17 protein-coding genes are annotated in these 16,749 nt (G+C 36.4%); 8 read left to right on the forward strand and 9 right to left on the reverse strand.

Annotated elements, in window-relative coordinates:
* Positions 1 to 61 precede the first annotated feature (61 nt).
* Genes ACY650_RS13590 through ACY650_RS13600 form a run of 3 tightly spaced genes read left to right on the forward strand, consistent with a single transcriptional unit; the run spans position 62 to position 2,347 of the window.
* Positions 62 to 640 (forward strand): hypothetical protein, encoded by a 579-nt coding sequence (locus ACY650_RS13590; RefSeq protein ID WP_462248177.1) that lies wholly within the window; start codon positions 62 to 64, stop codon positions 638 to 640.
* A 17-nt stretch (positions 641 to 657) separates the two neighbouring features.
* Complete coding sequence (locus ACY650_RS13595; RefSeq protein WP_462248178.1) at positions 658 to 1,077, forward strand: nuclear transport factor 2 family protein; 420 nt, start codon at positions 658 to 660, stop codon at positions 1,075 to 1,077.
* 1 nt (position 1,078) lies between these two features.
* Positions 1,079 to 2,347: an amidohydrolase family protein gene (locus ACY650_RS13600; RefSeq protein ID WP_462248179.1), complete on the forward strand. Its 1,269-nt coding sequence runs from the start codon at positions 1,079 to 1,081 to the stop codon at positions 2,345 to 2,347.
* Between the two features lie 72 nt (positions 2,348 to 2,419).
* Here ACY650_RS13600 and ACY650_RS13605 read toward each other — a convergent pair whose 3' ends face one another.
* The 5 genes from ACY650_RS13605 to ACY650_RS13625 all read right to left on the reverse strand — a co-directional run bounded on the left by ACY650_RS13605 (position 2,420) and on the right by ACY650_RS13625 (position 7,262).
* Positions 2,420 to 2,935, reverse strand: coding sequence for a retropepsin-like aspartic protease family protein (locus ACY650_RS13605; protein WP_462248180.1), 516 nt, complete (start codon positions 2,933 to 2,935; stop codon positions 2,420 to 2,422).
* Positions 2,936 to 3,016: 81 nt separating this feature from the next.
* Complete coding sequence (locus ACY650_RS13610; RefSeq protein ID WP_462248181.1) at positions 3,017 to 4,102, reverse strand: helix-turn-helix domain-containing protein; 1,086 nt, start codon at positions 4,100 to 4,102, stop codon at positions 3,017 to 3,019.
* Between the two features lie 10 nt (positions 4,103 to 4,112).
* The gene (locus ACY650_RS13615; RefSeq protein WP_462248182.1) at positions 4,113 to 4,481 is read right to left on the reverse strand and encodes a CoA-binding protein; all 369 of its coding nucleotides are present in this window, start codon (positions 4,479 to 4,481) and stop codon (positions 4,113 to 4,115) included.
* Entirely contained in the window at positions 4,478 to 6,310 is a 1,833-nt protein-coding gene (locus ACY650_RS13620; RefSeq protein WP_462248183.1) for a toxin-antitoxin system YwqK family antitoxin, read from the reverse strand. The genes ACY650_RS13615 and ACY650_RS13620 overlap by 4 nt, the downstream gene beginning before the upstream one ends.
* The gene (locus tag ACY650_RS13625; protein ID WP_462248184.1) at positions 6,303 to 7,262 is read right to left on the reverse strand and encodes a tryptophan 2,3-dioxygenase family protein; all 960 of its coding nucleotides are present in this window, start codon (positions 7,260 to 7,262) and stop codon (positions 6,303 to 6,305) included. The genes ACY650_RS13620 and ACY650_RS13625 overlap by 8 nt, the downstream gene beginning before the upstream one ends.
* 77 nt (positions 7,263 to 7,339) lie before the next feature.
* On the opposite strand from ACY650_RS13625, the gene ACY650_RS13630 reads away from it, so the two are divergent.
* Positions 7,340 to 8,536: an acyl-CoA dehydrogenase family protein gene (locus ACY650_RS13630; protein WP_462248185.1), complete on the forward strand. Its 1,197-nt coding sequence runs from the start codon at positions 7,340 to 7,342 to the stop codon at positions 8,534 to 8,536.
* A 314-nt stretch (positions 8,537 to 8,850) separates the two neighbouring features.
* The gene (locus ACY650_RS13635) at positions 8,851 to 9,072 is read left to right on the forward strand and encodes a hypothetical protein (RefSeq protein WP_462248186.1); all 222 of its coding nucleotides are present in this window, start codon (positions 8,851 to 8,853) and stop codon (positions 9,070 to 9,072) included.
* A gap of 10 nt (positions 9,073 to 9,082) precedes the next feature.
* On the opposite strand, the gene ACY650_RS13640 is transcribed toward ACY650_RS13635, so the two are convergent.
* A complete protein-coding gene (locus ACY650_RS13640; RefSeq protein WP_462248187.1) occupies positions 9,083 to 9,895 on the reverse strand; it encodes a purine-nucleoside phosphorylase in 813 nt (270 codons plus the stop codon).
* A gap of 80 nt (positions 9,896 to 9,975) precedes the next feature.
* Here ACY650_RS13640 and ACY650_RS13645 point away from each other — a divergent pair, with 80 nt between their 5' ends.
* Positions 9,976 to 11,154 (forward strand): aspartyl protease family protein, encoded by a 1,179-nt coding sequence (locus ACY650_RS13645; protein WP_462248188.1) that lies wholly within the window; start codon positions 9,976 to 9,978, stop codon positions 11,152 to 11,154.
* Positions 11,155 to 11,160: 6 nt separating this feature from the next.
* Here ACY650_RS13645 and ACY650_RS13650 read toward each other — a convergent pair whose 3' ends face one another.
* The 3 genes from ACY650_RS13650 to ACY650_RS13660 all read right to left on the reverse strand — a co-directional run bounded on the left by ACY650_RS13650 (position 11,161) and on the right by ACY650_RS13660 (position 14,240).
* A complete protein-coding gene (locus ACY650_RS13650) occupies positions 11,161 to 12,345 on the reverse strand; it encodes an aspartate aminotransferase family protein (RefSeq protein ID WP_462248189.1) in 1,185 nt (394 codons plus the stop codon).
* Between the two features lie 68 nt (positions 12,346 to 12,413).
* Positions 12,414 to 13,370 carry a transketolase family protein gene (locus tag ACY650_RS13655; protein WP_462248190.1) on the reverse strand — a complete coding sequence of 319 codons (957 nt, stop codon included), beginning with the start codon at positions 13,368 to 13,370 and terminating at the stop codon, positions 12,414 to 12,416.
* Positions 13,371 to 13,388: 18 nt separating this feature from the next.
* On the reverse strand, positions 13,389 to 14,240 hold the full coding sequence (locus tag ACY650_RS13660; RefSeq protein WP_462248191.1) for a transketolase: 852 nt from the start codon (positions 14,238 to 14,240) through the stop codon (positions 13,389 to 13,391).
* 225 nt (positions 14,241 to 14,465) lie between these two features.
* On the opposite strand from ACY650_RS13660, the gene ACY650_RS13665 reads away from it, so the two are divergent.
* Both ACY650_RS13665 and ACY650_RS13670 read left to right on the forward strand, forming a co-directional pair.
* Positions 14,466 to 15,188 (forward strand): helix-turn-helix domain-containing protein, encoded by a 723-nt coding sequence (locus ACY650_RS13665; RefSeq protein ID WP_462248192.1) that lies wholly within the window; start codon positions 14,466 to 14,468, stop codon positions 15,186 to 15,188.
* Positions 15,189 to 15,292: 104 nt separating this feature from the next.
* Positions 15,293 to 16,624: a M28 family peptidase gene (locus ACY650_RS13670; protein ID WP_462248193.1), complete on the forward strand. Its 1,332-nt coding sequence runs from the start codon at positions 15,293 to 15,295 to the stop codon at positions 16,622 to 16,624.
* Positions 16,625 to 16,749: the final 125 nt, after the last annotated feature.

Here is a 16,749-nt window from a genome sequence, read left to right on the forward strand (position 1 = left end):
TATCGGAATTAACAACTGCTTGCGCTAAAGCTTGTTCGATATTCTCATGGTACAAAAACTAATGAGGGTAATTGCTTGCTTTTTGATGATCTTATTATCTGTCAAAGATTCTTATGGTCAGGATTTTTATTTTATAAACAGATACCAATCTGATTTTCAAGATCATAGTATTTATCAGGCATTACTAATAAGTAATAGCAGTTTTTTGGATAATTGGGGCCTTTCTGCTTTTTCACTAGTCAGTAATACCGGATTTTCGCAATTCTTGATTGGGCCATCTTATTCTGTGGCTGGGTTCAAACTTATTGGGCGCTATGGATTTGCCAACACTGGTTCCATTGGAAACAGGTATCAGGTTTTTGCTGCCTTTAATCTCAAAAATATAAGTGGGTATGCATTCTTCATTGATGGCAATAGATCGGAACACATTTTCGATTACCATATCAAAAGGTCCATTATCAAAGATGTCAAGTTGGGAATTCACGGGAGAAGATTCCTTGGGCATGGTCCTCGATTAGATTATTCCAGATACCCGATTAGTTTTTGGACTTCAATAAACTTCTACCACGGAATGGGAAGAAGATCTAGGTCAAGCTTTGGACTCATATATACATTTTCAAATAATTCAAATAAAACATAAATCAAACTATACATATCATGAAAACAACCATTTTTCTATTCTGTATTTACATAGCCTTTATCGGGTATGGACAAAACAATGAAATAGAGCAAATTATCCAAACTGCAGATAGGTATATAGCCGCGACTAAGACAGGAAACATTGATCTGCTGGATAGTGCATTTAATGAAAGTGCGATACTTATGTCCAGGGCACCTGATGGAAGGTTTCAAGAATTCCCTTATTCAGGTTACAGAAATTTTGTTAAAAGCAGAGGAGCTTCTAATCATAAAGGGAGAGTTGAGTCTGTGGAATTCTTTGAGTCAGTGGGCATAGTCAAAGTCATTTTGGATTTTGACTCTTATTTCTATGTCGACTATTTATCAATGATAAAGATTGGTAATCAATGGAAAATAGTCAATAAAGTAGCTCATAGACAGAATCTTAAAAGCAATTAGAGTGATCATCAGGAGCCTATTTTCATATCTAATGGTGAGTATTACCATTAGTGCTTTCTCCCAGAACTATAAGTTTATTAATGGTAATGTATATCAGTCTGATGGGGGTTTTGAGCGTAAAGCATTCCACGTTATTGATGGGGTATTTTCTTTCAATTTTTCAGGCGAGGCAGATACCATAATTGATCTGTCCGGGAGGTATGTACTTCCTCCCTTTGCAGACGGGCATCATCATGGAATTAATACACTTGTAGGTCTGGATGAGAAAATTCAGACGTTCTTGGATGATGGTATTTTCTATGTGAGAAATCCTAATGTCATAAAAGAAAGAATATCTGGGATCGCAGATTATATCAATGATGCTGGCCAATTGGATGTTGTTTTTTCAAATGGAGGGCTTACGAGTTCTGGTGGACATCCAGTAAGGCTTCATGAAATGCTGGCGAAGAGAGGAGTATTTAGTCCCTTTACGGCTGCTGACATGGAGGGCATCGCCTACCACATTATCGATTCTGAGGAGGATTTACAAAATAAGTGGGATTACATAGTCTCAAGAAAGCCTGACTTCATCAAAATATTCTTATTGCATAGCAATAGGCATGAAGAAATGAAAGACAATCCTAAATACTATGGAAGAAGAGGATTGTCTCCTAAGATGGCAAAACGGATAGTCAAAAAAGCTCATAAATCAGGTCTTAAAGTATATGCTCATGTGGAAAGTGCGGCCGACTTTGATCTTGGGGTTTCAATAGGGATTGATGGATTCATGCATATGCCTGGTTATTCCTACTTCCTTAGTGGGAATGAAGAAGATTACAGACTCTCAGAAAAGTCTGTAAAAAAAGCTGCAAATAAGGGAATAGTTGTGAATCCCACACTCGCTGTAACACCCAGAATGCATCCAGCCGATAGTAAAAAACTCAATGGTGTCATAAATCTTCAAAAAGCAAACTTTGAGGTGTTAATGAAGCATGGAGTACCCATTATTATAGGAAGTGATGGCATAAGTGGACAGAATCCTATGAGAACAGCCATGGAAGAAGCTAAGTACCTGGTTGACAATGGTTTTTTGTCTCTTCAAGAACTTATAAAGTTTTGGTCGGTAGTGACTCCTCAGGATATGTTCCCGAAAAGAAAAATTGGAGAAATTAAAGAGGGGTATGAAGGAAGTTTTTTAGTATTTGATCAAAATCCTTTGGAATCCATTGATTACTTAGATCAAGTTTATTTGAGTATGAAGCAAGGAGTTTTTGTTAATCAACCGGAATGATGCAGTGCATTTTTCAATCCAGAATTGAAAAGGCCATCTCGTTTTGAGATGGCTTTTCTAATCAATTAATTATTATTTACTCTTTTTGAGATACAATTTATTATTGCCTATGTCAATGATAGCTCCGTATTCTCTCAAAATGGTATTTCCTAATACACCATTTATTGGAGCTTCACCTCTTCTTTCATGAGCTGCATTTACATGTGCAAGGTTAAGAACCATTGCATCGAAGTTTGAAGTTTTCCAGTTGCTAATCTGAAGCTTATCAATAGAAGTTTTTTTCGGTTGCATAGTTCCACCTGCACCTCCAACTTTCAGATCAGAATCTTTTACTTCAAGGCCATACTTCTCCACACTCGACTGCTCAATTACAAAGAAACTAGCACCAGTATCTAAGACAAATCGTCCTTTTATTCCATTCACTTTAACTTCTACTTGATAACCACCTACTGCTGTTCGTTCAATAGGAATTTCTGCATATTCATCCAAATTTAGGCTTAAATTCTGAGCGATAGTTCCATACCCCAATCCCATTACAGCGATAAAGAGTATACACTTAATACTTGATACTTTAAATAATTTTTTCATGGTTAAAATTTATTTTTTGATTTAATCTTGATCACGTGCATAAGTGATCATTAACCTTTAAATCCGATAAATTTTAACCATTTATTTTCTTATTGATTTCAAAAATTCAGCAGGAGTATGGCCAGTATTTTTTTTGAAGGCTTGATAAAATGATACTTTGTTTCCGAAACCAACATCAATGTGGAGATAGGTAAGTTTTATATTTTTAGTATTTTCAATAATTTGTTTTGCTTCTTCAATTCTTTTGGTATTGACAAATTCGGTGAAACTTTGACCTTTTTCTTGATTGATTAATTGGGAAGTAGTATGAGTGGAGGAGCCAATATGTTCAGATAAGAATCTTAAGCTTAGATCTTTATTCAAATGTATCTTGTCATTATCGAATGCCTTATTCAGTTTTTTTAGCAGTTCATTCTTCAAACTCTTATTTAACGGAGAGTTTTGATACTTCAGCTTTTCGCTTATTAAATTATCAGAGTCTTTAAGTCCCAAGTAACCAATGGCATAGATACTAATGGAGGCAAAAAACATAATAAAGTAGCATATCCAGACATAGTTTGGAGAACTATTAAAAATTGCAATCCGATATATTGTGAAACAAATCGCATAAAAAAGAAAGCCATAAGTACTGAATTTTATCCATCTAAATCCAACTCCGCTTTCATGCGTTTTTCTTTGGACAAATCTTAAGGAATAAATTCCGTAAATAAAAAGATGAAGGATTATTAAGCCAGATAGGATAATGAATAAGTTGGGATGTGCAATTAAAGTAGAACTACTACGTTGAATTTCAAGAAGTTGTATCTTTTTTTCTGCAGACGATAAGTACAATGGTAGGTTTAGTATTGTAAAGCAAAGGAATGGAAGAAGCTGAGCAAAAAATGACCAAACTTTTATTTTCCTATTAAAGTAGCGAAAAGTATAAGTCAGAAAAAGTGGTCCATATAGGAGAGGAAACGGGTACGAAACTCCCATTAAATGAGGGAATATGTAATACCAGCCATCATATAAACCATAAATAAGAAGGATATTTATAGAGAATACTAGTAAGAATAGTCCGAGATAATTCTTTGCTTTCTTATTTGATTTGGTGCCGAGTAAGTAAATGGAAAGTATGATTCCATGTACTCCTCCTAGTAGATACAACGTATATATCAATTTTACCATTTCAAACGACCTAATATACTTTTGTACTTAACATCACCAGTGTGCAGGCGTTCATTACTTCGATTCCCGCTGAGCTCGCCTTTTCTGCAAGATTCTGATTTTCGGAACCTGGATTAAAGATGATTCTTCTTGGTTTAAGGGATAAGATATATTCTTCCCATTCTGCCTGATTTTTGGGTCCTATGTACATGGTGACTGTGTGAATATCTGAAACTGCGGGTTTGTCACGTAAATTCAATATTTCCTTACCAAATACAGACCCATTTTTAATACCTATTGGTACAATCTCATGGTCCTGAGCTGTTAACCTGTCAGCTGCGAAATAGGCATACCTATGACTGTTTGGAGTTGCTCCCAAGATGGCTGTCTTCTTGCTCATTGCGTTTTACTTTTACTTTTAGTAGTGGCAAATCCAAAATTCAGTCCTATTATAACCGGAAAGTGAATGGAAGATTTGATCTCTTGATCAAAGTAATTGTCTAAGACCTGAATTGGTTCATATTGTTTGTCAAAAGATCTTGCAGATACTCCTATTCCCAAAAATGCATCTATTGTAAATCCCGATGTGCCTGCGTCTTTCATCCATCTGGAACCGACAAAAAGTCCATAACCATAAGATGTCTCGACGAGGTTACCAAACCTACGTGGCTCTTGAACGATCAGGGTATCTGTGTGATTAACCTGATTATTCAAATATTTGAAATTGAATTCATGACCGAAGTAAAACATTCCGAGCTTTGAGTCGGAATGATAGAATTTTTGTTTTAAATGAATTCTAATCCCTCTCCTGAACACTTGATAATCTCCAATTTCATTGTCTGGAGTGAAAAATGGAGATCTCAATAGATCAATTTGAAGTTCGTAGCCTAACCGTTCTTGAATGTAGTATTCAATCGCAATTGGAAGCTCATCATCTAGGAGCCATAGGGGATTAGTACCTACAATTATGCTCTTGTACTCATTCACCCTAGGTAAGAAATATCTCAATCCTCGTTTCTCTGGATGATAATTTGGCTTGTCTAATGATTCTTTTTCAATGAAGTCGGACGTGATTCTTGTCTTAAATATTGGTTTTTCATCTTCATAAATAGGGTGATATGTTCCTGCAGTACTGCCATCTGGATTGAATAATGTCCATTCTCCAACTCTCTTATCATCTTTAATTTGACCCTTCATTTTAGTAGTGCCATCTGGATAATACCCGATATACTCACCCTCGCCTTCAATTAGATCTGCCTCACCTTCCAGGTGACCTTTATCACTGTAGTAATACCATTTCCCCGATTTTTTGCCATTGAGAATCTGTCCTTTGGCTTTTTGATTGCCGCTCGGATAATATTCATTGAATTCTCCATCTCCTTTCGCAAATTGTGCTTCCCCTAGTACTTCTCCGGTTGGATAGTATAACTTCCAATACCCATCTTTTTGATCATTAATTATGTTTCCAGATTGGCTTAGTTTGCCATTTTCGTGGAAATATTTCCACTCGCCTTGTCTTGATCCATTCCTATAATATCCCGATGCTGATCTTTCTCCGTTCTTATGATAATATATCCACTCTCCAATACGAAGTCCATTTTCAAATTTCCCAAATGCCTCTATTTCACCACTTTCATAATAATAGATCCATTCACCTTCACTTTTATCATTGATATTTTGTCCTTCCATTCTTCTATTGCCGGATGGATAAAATTCTGTGTACTGTCCTTTGCCCTTATCAATAACTGCTTGAGCTTTGATAGAACCATCTTCAAAAAAGTAATTCCAAATACCTTCTTTTTGATTTTTCTTGTAATTCCCGCTGCTTTTTTCGCCATCATTTTCAAAATAGAATTTCCAGAATCCTTCTTTTGAACTGCCGTTTAATTTCCCCTCAGACTTAATATTTCCGTTCTCGAAGTAGTATTTCCAGTCACCTTTGGGGACTCCTTTTTTAAATCTTCCGATTGCTTTCTTACGGCCATTTTCGTAGTAATACTGCCAAACACTATCTGGACGATTTTTTTCATACCAGCCATAAGTTTTTAATGACCCATTGAGATAAAATGCTTCGTAAGTGCCTTGTAGAAGAGAGTCTTTAACTGAATAATGGTATACTTCGCTTACCTGTAGACTATCTGAATCAAAGTAGTTTTTTCCCTGCTTTATTTGGGAGAATAATAGATTTGATATACTCAATATGACGATATAGAAACCGAGCTTACGCATGCGGACTTTCTAATGCTCTTTTGAATTTTTGGCCCCATTCTTTTATCTCTTCATCCTTCCATAATTCTGGGTAGAATATGATCCTTTGTCTTCGTGGGGGCAAATATTTTTGCCAGTTAGTACCACCAGATGCTTTTATTACATTTGGATCTCTTTGCAAGTATCTTGTAGCTGATTTGAGATGCTGAAGAGGCCAATCAACATTTGCTTTTTGGTCAAGCTTTTTCATTTCCATTATGATCTCTTCGTTCCCTTCGTAATGTTTTTCATACTTCTTATAAATGTTGCAATCGGCAGTTCTGGTTCCTAGATCAATAAATTCTTTCCCATACTTGGCTTCAAATTGACGAAGTGTTAATGTCTTCTTACCTGTTGCTAGCTCAGTTGCTCCGGCCTTCCAATAAAGGAATTCATATAGCGAAGAGATATCAGACTCTTTTTTCAATTCTTCTCTTTTCTCCAGGTTCAGAAGATTTTTAAAGTCTGTTGAATAAATTTCAATTTTGCGATACTGGGCAGATTGAAAACCACTAGCCGGAAGGAGCGCCATTCTAAAGGCCAAAAATTGATCTTGGTCCATTCCATCTGTCATTACATCAAATGAGTCAATAAGATGGTCTAGATACCTGTTAATACGTTTAAGCCTCTTCAAGAAAGTATATTCACCAACAGGATCTGTAAAAACAGCTTGCTCCATCTCATTAAGAATCATCCTAAAATAAAGTTCAGTTACCTGATGATATAAAATGAAGATTTTCTCATCCGGTATTGCTGTTCTGGGTGATTGCAGACTTAGTAAGGTATCCAAATGAATATAATCCCAGTATGTGAGATAGTCGGAGTAAAGAAGTCCATCCAAGTAGCTCGAAAGATCCTGACCCATTGCCTCATATTTTTCTTCAAGTTTGGTCAGTTGCTGCCTTATAGATTCATCAATCTTCTTTTCCGCCATCGTAGTGTTTTTGTTGTGTTTTAAGGTTGTAAATTTGGCCAAAATTTTAACAACAGATATAAAAACCTTCCCCTCTGATGAGTGCAGAAAAGCGAAACTTTGTAGACGAATTTGAATCACCTGATTTTTACGCCCTTGACGACTTGCTCACCGATGAGCATAAACTAATACGATCGTCTGTTAGAGACTTTGTTAAAAAGGAAATTACCCCATTTATTGAAGGTTGGGCAGAGAAAAATCACTTTCCAGAAGAAATTGTAAAGAAGTTCGGTGAGGTAGGTGCATTTGGTCCAACGGTAGATACCAAATACGGAGGTGGTGGATTAGACTACATCTCATACGGGTTGATCATGCAAGAGATTGAAAGAGGTGATTCTGGAATGCGATCTACAGCTTCAGTGCAAGGTTCTTTAGTGATGTATCCTATTTATGCCTACGGTTCTGAGGAGCAAAAGATGAAATACTTGCCTAAGTTGGCTTCAGGAGATATGTTAGGATGTTTTGGACTGACAGAGCCAAATCATGGATCAAATCCAAGCGGCATGGAGACACACTTTAAAGACATGGGCGATCATTATCTTCTCAATGGAGCTAAAATGTGGATTTCTAATTCTCCTAAAGCTGATATTGCTGTAGTATGGGCAAAAAATGAAGAAGGCCGTATCCATGGGTTAATAGTTGAGCGAGGTATGGAAGGATTTACAACTCCTGAGACTCATGGAAAATGGTCGCTGAGAGCATCATGCACTGGAGAGCTGGTATTTAGTGATGTGAAAGTTCCAAAAGAAAATCTTCTACCTGGTAAAAATGGATTGGGCGCTCCAATGGGTTGCTTAGACAAAGCTAGATATGGAATTGCCTGGGGGGCTATCGGCGCTGCAATGGATTGTTATGATTCAGCCAAACGATATTCATTAGAAAGAGAGCAATTTGGAAAGCCTATTGGATCATTTCAGTTGGTGCAAAAGAAGCTGGCAGAAATGCTAACAGAGATTACAAAAGCACAATTATTGAATTGGAAGCTAGGGAAGATGATGGAGGAAGGGAAAGCGAGTACTTCTCAGATTTCAATGGCCAAAAGGAATAGTGTAGAAGTTGCTTTAAATATTGCAAGAGAAGCTAGACAGATTCATGGTGGTATGGGGATCACGGGAGAATATCCTATGATGAGACACATGATGAATCTTGAATCTGTAGTAACCTATGAAGGGACACATGACATACACCTGCTGATATTAGGTGCAGAAATCACAGGTATTCCTGCCTTTAAATAATATTTATTGTATCAATGAAATAAAAAGGTCCGACACTTGATCTTTTTGAGATTTGCGTCGGACCAACCAACTATCCTTAGATAGATTTTTCACTTGGTAGTGTTACTTTAATGTCTATTACAATTCGAGGTTAATCACTTTATTTGAATTGGCATTAATGGGGTAAGTGAAAACTTTAAAAAATACCCTAAAATGGGTATCATTTTCCGTTATTTATTATCATCTGATAATATAAATACCATTTTTCGGGTATTTACTTTACTTTCAGTTGCTAGTACCTTGCAGCCATTAATTTCACCTATTCACACCACAAAATGTCATCGAAATTTATTTGGCTCGCTCTTATTTTATTACTGTCAATTGGTGGAGTCGTCGCTCTTCGAAAAACTAATGATAAAAAAGAGATGGCAAATCTTGAAAGCACTGAAATTCAAGGCTCGAAAGTTAACATGGAAGAGTATTGGCCTTTTCCCAAAACTCTTAGTGCAACAGATCCATTTGTTTTAGAACTTGAGCAGATGAATCTTCAGAATTGAAGCTAACCACTTATAGGTTTTTAATCAATTCTTGAATTAATATCACCAACTCTTTTTCAGCATTTTTTGCAGTCGCGATGATATCTTCAATATCGACTGGTTTCAAGTTTTCTGGATCGCATTCATCTGTCAGTACAGAAATTGCAGATACAGGTAGTCCCATTTGATTTGCTGCTATTACTTCCGGTACAGTACTCATACCAACCACATCCGCTCCAATCATTCGGAGGAATCTGTATTCAGCTTTTGTTTCCAAACTTGGACCGGCAACTGATACGTATACACCTTTATTTAATTTTATTCCTCTGTCATTAGAAATTGCAGTTATCCTTTCATTCATGTCTTGATCATAAGGACTGCTCATATCTGTAAAAATCTGACCGAAAGCGCTCGCTTCATGTCCTCTAAGCGGATTATCTGGCTGTAAGTTGATGTGATCTTCTATTAGCATCAACTCGCCCTTTTTCCAATCTAAATTCATGCAACCTCCTGCATTTGAAATAATTAGCTTTTCAATCCCAAGTTGTTGCATAACTCTAACTGGAAAAACCACCTGTGCCATACTATGACCTTCATAGTAATGAAAGCGCCCTTGCATTGCTACGACCTTCTTACCCTCCAACGTCCCATAAATAAGCTTTCCTTTATGAAATTCAACAGTAGCTATTGGGAAATGAGGGATGTTTGAATACACAAACTCATGCTCGATACTAATTTGATCTGTAAGTGCGCCCAGTCCCGTACCTAGTATTATTCCGACTTCTGGAGATTCAAACCCTTTTTCTTTTAGAAATTTTACCGCTTCACTTACTTTCTCTATCATGTGCATATCAAGCTATCTTAAATTTTTAACATTGATTTATTAGAAATATCTAAATTGACCTGAAATTAAACAGACTCTTAATGAAAAAAATTCTTGTTGCAGTGTTTTTATTCACTGTTTTAACCAGTTTCTCCCAAACTCCGCTTACATCTACAGAAATGGAGCTTTATGGAGATCATATTTTTATCCATCTGAGTGTTGATGGGTCGGAACCGTTAGATTTTGTTTTCGATACTGGTGATGGTCTGCCCGTTATTGATTTAGATATAGCTCAAAGTTTGAATCTTGATCTGAATCATTCTGCATCAAAGACCAGTGCTCAGGGGGCAATCAAAGGAGCGTTAATTGATCATAATACTATTGAGTTAAATGGTATTCAACTTGAAGAAGATATACAACTATATGCAACAAGCCTTCGACATCTGGAAATGAGTATTGGAAGAAACATCGATGGGATTATAGGCTATGATTTATTGCATCACTATGTTGTAAAGCTGAATTACAGCAATGGAATGTTCGAACTATATCAACAGGATAGCTATGACCATGATGGCGCTGGAGAAAGTTTTAAATTCAAACTTGATAATTATATACCCCACATTGAGGGTGAAGTAGTGCTTAATGATGGAGAGAAACTGAATGGTGAGTTCTTTCTAAATACGGGTGCGGGAACAACGCTTGATTTCAATACGAAGTTTGCTAAAAATGAAAATATCGTTGACCGTACAGGTGAACATTTTTCCTATCCGGTAGCGGGACTTGGAGATACCGAAACAATGCATTTTGAAGGCCGAGTAAAAAGTTTTTCATTTGGCGCATTTGCATTTAACAATATGCCTATAGGAATTAGTACAGCTAAACATGGCATCCAGAACAATAAAAAGGTAGCAGGTATTTTGGGTAATAAAGTGCTCAATAGATTTGACATCACTTTCGATTACTCCAGAGAAAAAATCTATTTCGAGAAGAATGAGAACTTTTCCAACTCATTTAATGTGAGCGCAAGTGGAATATACCTTCAATTAAATAAGGAAATGAATCAAGTACTTGTTCATCGAGTTTATGAAAATAGTCCGGCTCAAGCTGCAGGGATAAAAATTGATGCTCAGATTTTAAAATTCAATGGTGAAAATGCAAGTGATTATTCGCTCCCGCAAATGAGGGAGTTATTGAAACAAGAGAATAAGAAAGTTGATTTAACAATCCTTCAAAATGGAGAGGAAAAAATCGTAACCTTAGAGTTGAAAGAACTTATATAGAAGAATTTATACTGAATCAATAGCCTGTAAGACCACCTTACAGGCTTTTTTAATTTCTTCTTTACTAATATTCAATGGAGGAGCTATTCTCATTGATTGATCATTGAAGAGAAACCAGTCTGTAACCACTCCCAAATCAATAGCTTTATCAATGATTGGCTTTAAAACATCATAGGATTCAAATTCTACAGCCATCATTAGCCCTTTACTCCTTATCTCTTTGATCTTATTGTGATTTAGAAGATTATGGAATAATTCTTCCTTCTCTGTTATATCATTCAGTAGGTTTTCATCATGGATTACCCCTATTGTGGCAAGAGCCGCTGCTGCTGAGACTGGATGTCCTCCAAATGTAGATATATGACCTAAGACTGGATTTTCCGTGAAAACGTGCATTATTTCTTTGTTCGAAATAAAACATCCTATTGGCATTCCGCCACCCATTCCTTTTGCGCTAACCACAACATCTGGAATTATTTCATAATGATTAAATGCCCAAAACTTTCCAGTTCTTCCAAATCCGCATTGTATTTCGTCCAATATTAAAAGAGTGCCTGTTTCGTTACATCTTTTTCTCACTGCTTTCCAGTATTCAGAACTTGCATATCTTACACCTGCTTCTCCCTGCACCGTTTCGATTACAAAAGCAGCTGTTTTTTCGGTTATAGAATTTAGGTGATTAATGTCTCCAAAATCAATGTGTTGAATACCTGGTAGTAGAGGACGATAGTTGCGTTTAAATGATTCACTTCCTGTTAAAGAGAGTGCACCATGAGATGAACCATGGTATGAGTTATTGCAACTAATAATTTCTGATCCACCCGTATATCTCTTGGCCAACTTTATCGCTCCTTCAATGGCCTCGCTTCCAGAATTTACAAGATATACGGAGTTCATGCTTTCTGGAAGAGTATTCGTAAGAGCTTCTGCTAACTTGACTTGAGGGCTTTGTACAAACTCACCATAAACCATCACATGTAGATGCTTATCAACTTGGTTTTTGATTGCCTCTACAACTTTCTTATGCCTGTGGCCCACATTAGATACACCAATCCCAGAAATTAAATCAATGTATTCTTTCCCATTAACATCATGCATATAAATGCCTTCCGCAGAAATCATTTCTAGCATCAATGGACTGTCGGAGGTCTGAGCTAAGTGTTTAAGAAAAAGCTGTCTTTGAGATGGCATATTGCAAAGATGCAGGACAAAAAAAGCCCAGACAATAATCTGGGCTTTCAATTACTAAATCTAAAATTTTAACCTTTTCGTTGCATTGCTTTTTTGGCTTTTTCAACTATGTCATTGGCACCGAGACCATATTTATCTAGTAGCTCTTCTGGTTTGCCACTTTCTCCAAATTGATCATTAACAGCTACGAACTCTTGAGGAACTAAATTATTTCTTACAATCGTCTGAGAAATACTCTCACCAAGACCTCCTGCAATTTGATGCTCTTCAGCGGATACAGCACAACCGGTTTTTGCAATTGATTTCAAAATAGCAGCTTCATCTAGGGGCTTAATAGTATGGATATTTATTATTTCTGAAGAAATTCCTTGTTCAGATAAAATTGCCTCGGCTTCAATTGCTTTCCACACTAAATGACCGGTTGCAAAAATTGTAACATCAGTTCCCTCAATTAGTGTAATTGCTTTACCGATTTCAAATGGTTGGTCTTGCATAAACATAGGCCACCCAGGCCTCCCGAATCGCAAATAGACAGGGCCGTGATGCTCGGCTATTGCGATTGTTGCAGCTTTAGTCTGATGGTAATCGCATGGATTGATTACTGTGAAATTTGGCAACATCTTTGTCATCCCAATATCCTCTAATACTTGATGAGTTGCTCCATCTTCACCTAGTGTAAGACCCGCATGTGATGCGCAAACCTTAACGTTTTTTTCGGAATAGGCGATTGATTGCCTAAGCTGATCGTAGACCCTACTCGTAGAGAAGTTTGCAAACGTTCCTGTAAATGGAATTTTACCAGCTGTGGCTAAGCCCGCAGCTATCCCCATCATATTTGCTTCGGCAATACCTACTTGAAAGAACCTTTCGGGAAACTCTTTCTGAAATGCATTCATCTTCAATGATCCAGTTAGGTCAGCACACAGTCCAACTACATTAGAATCTTTTTGGGCTGCTTCAAGGAGTCCATCACCAAATCCTGATCGTGTATCTTTTTTTTCTGTGAATGTAAGTTTGGTTTTCATTTTCTCTCGATTTGGCGATTAATAGTCTCCTAAGGTTTCTTCTAATTGATTCAGTGCATCTACAAGTTGCTCATCATTAGGTGCCACACCATGCCACTTGTGAGTTCCTTCCATAAAGTCAACCCCTTTACCCATTTCTGTAGTCATCAGTATCATAACTGGTTTACCAGATCCTGTTTTGGATTTAGCATCTTCTAAAGAATCGATCAACTCTTGCATATTATTTCCATCACATGATAAGACGATCCAGCCGAATGATTCATATTTAGCTTTCAAGTCTCCAAGCCCATTTACTTCCGATATTGGACCATCGATTTGTTGACCATTATAATCTATTGTTGCGATTAGATTGTCTACTTTATTGTGGGCCGCAAACATTGCAGCTTCCCAAACTTGTCCTTCTTGCTGCTCACCATCTCCCATAAGTACAAAAACATGATGACTATCATTATTCAATTTCTTAGCTAATGCAACTCCGACAGCAGCAGATAAACCTTGTCCTAAAGATCCAGAAGCTATTCTAACTCCAGGTAGTCCTTCTTCTGTTGCAGGATGTCCTTGCAGTCTAGATCCTATTTTTCTAAACGTTGCTAATTCGGAAACTTCGAAAAAGCCAGATCTGGCCAAGGTGCTGTAAAAAACAGGAGAAATATGACCGTTTGATAAGAAAAATACATCCTCATTATTCCCATCCATATTAAACGATGGATCAAAACTCATGATGTGATTATAAAGTGCAACAAAATACTCAGTACAGCCTAACGAACCACCAGGGTGGCCTGAATTAACAGCATGTACCATACGAACAATATCTCTACGAACCTGCGAGCAGATTTTGTTAAGATTTTCTAGGTTAGGAGGGTTTGACATAAAAGAGATTTTTAAGTCTGCAAAACTATTGTTTTCGGCGAGAATATCTGAGCCCTATTTAAAAATGATCTTCTATGCTTAGTTATATGCATTTATGTCTTACGTATACAATCAGTATACCCGTAGTATAATCCAATGAATAACCTTCCTCAGATCAAAAGACTAGGTCTAATCTTGATTCAATAAAAATGTTGCAATTAAGATTTAAAAGGTATCGTAGAGGACTTGTATAAATTAACCGGTATCTCGGGAAGGAAATATGAGGTTTTAATTCCTGATAATAGAGGAGAACTATTCATTCCATTGGAGGCTAGCGTTGAATATTACAGAATAGGTAACCTCAAAAAGCTGACTTTCAAGAGAAATAATTGCTATTTCAGTATTCCACCCCGAAGGGGAGCTTCAATTCAAATAAAGGAAAACCACAGCCTACTTTTAATAAAAATAAATCCCTTGTTAACCAGTAAAATAACCCAAGAGTTAAGTGAGTTTTCAAGAGGTATTTATACTTTAGATTTATCAAAAAGGAATAGGACTATTCTAATAAATTCTGTTGTTAAAAATGATGTGAATAAGGTAAATGATGTTCTTAATGAAGTATTAAAAACCTCAGCAAATTGTAGTAGTTATAATAGTACAGTTTTTAGTTCAATAGAACAAATCAGAAAAACATATGGCAGAACATCAATTAAAGATATTTACTCATCCCTAAACGTAAGTAAATCCAAATTAGAACATGATTTTAATAAAGAAGTAGGCCTTACGCCGAAGGAATTTTGCAAGATCGAAAAGATTAATTTCTTTATAAAATCATACCTTAAACAACCAAATCAGACATTAACAAAGCTTACATACCAATGTGGTTATTACGATCAATCTCATCTTGTAAAAGATTTTAGATATTTCCTAGATCTTAGCCCTAAGAAATATTTAACTCAATTGCGTTGATTAGAAGAGTTGTCTTAGTGACGTTTTTAGCAATTAAAAATATACTCTATTGCCAAATATTTAAATTGAAACTTAAATTCAAGATTTCATTTAAAAATACTTCAATGAGAATAATCTTATTCGCTCTATCTGCAATTATCTCTAGTTTTTTATTTGCCCAGCATCCTTATGAAATCATAGAAAATATAAGTGCTGAAAGGATAGAAAAAGATATAAGAAAGCTGGTTTCCTTTGGTACAAGACATACTATGTCCGAGACAAAATCTAATACTCGTGGCATTGGTGCCGCTAGAAGATGGATTCAAGCAGAATTTGAAAGTATTAGTAGTGAATGTGGAGGTTGTTTAGAAGTATCTACCCAAAGAACGTTGGAAAAAGGAAATGAAAAGACCCGAATAACTAAAGATACAGAAATTGTTAATGTGATGGCAGTTATTCGAGGCACTAAATACCCTAACAGATATGTAATTATGTCTGGTGACATTGATAGCAGGGTTTCAGATCCTTTGAATTATACAGATGATTCTCCAGGTGCAAATGATAATGCTTCTGGTATGGCTGGAGTGATTGAAGCAGCTCGTGCCCTTTCGAAGTATGAATTTGAAAGTTCAATTATGCTTGTTGGATTATCAGGTGAAGAGCAAGGACTCTATGGAGGAAAACATTTGGCTGCAAAGGCGAGAGAAGAAGGATGGGAAATTGTTGGAGTACTGAATAACGATATGATTGGGAATATTCAAGGCGTAGATGGAGTAATTGATAATCGAACATTTAGAATATTTTCTGAGCCAACAAATTTGAAAGACTCAGATTTTGAAAAACGATTAAGAAGATATTATGGTGGCGAAGTTGATGGTATTTCAAGACAGCTTGCTCGATATGTTTACAGCACGACTAAAATGTATATGCCTGAAATGAATCCGATGATGATTTATCGCCTAGATAGATTTGGTAGAGGAGGGCACCATCGCCCATTTAATGATGAAGGATTTGCTGGTGTAAGAATTATGGAAGCTCATGAAAACTATACACAGCAACATCAAGATATTCGAGAAGAAGGTGGGATCAAGTATGGTGACGTCATTGAAGCAGTTAATTTTGAGTATGCCAAGAAGCTAACTGCAGTTAATGCAATAACACTTGCTTCCTTAGCATCTGCACCCCCATCTCCTCAAAATGTAGCCATTAGTGGCCAGGTACAACCTTCAACAACTCTTTATTGGGATAAGATTAATGATGATAATCTAAAAGGCTATAAAGTTTATTTTAGAGATACAACATCACCTACATGGGATAATTTTTATTCTGTCGATAAAGACAAAACTGAATTTACTTTGGAAGGAATAGTAATTGATAACTACTTTTTTGGTGTAGCAGCTGTTGGTAAAGACGGACAAGAAAGTTTGGTGGTTTTTCCGAAAGAGGTGAAAAGGTAGACGTTTGTTTTTTATGTTTCTGTCTTTTCGATTATAAATCAGTTACATACAATTATATCTATCTTAAGCATTAAATTTGACCCTTCTTTTTTACAAAAGATGGTATTAAAGCATTGATAGAATTA

Origin of the sequence: Ekhidna sp. (assembly GCF_963691765.1) — a bacterium.
Taxonomy (GTDB): Bacteria; Bacteroidota; Bacteroidia; order Cytophagales; family Cyclobacteriaceae; genus Ekhidna.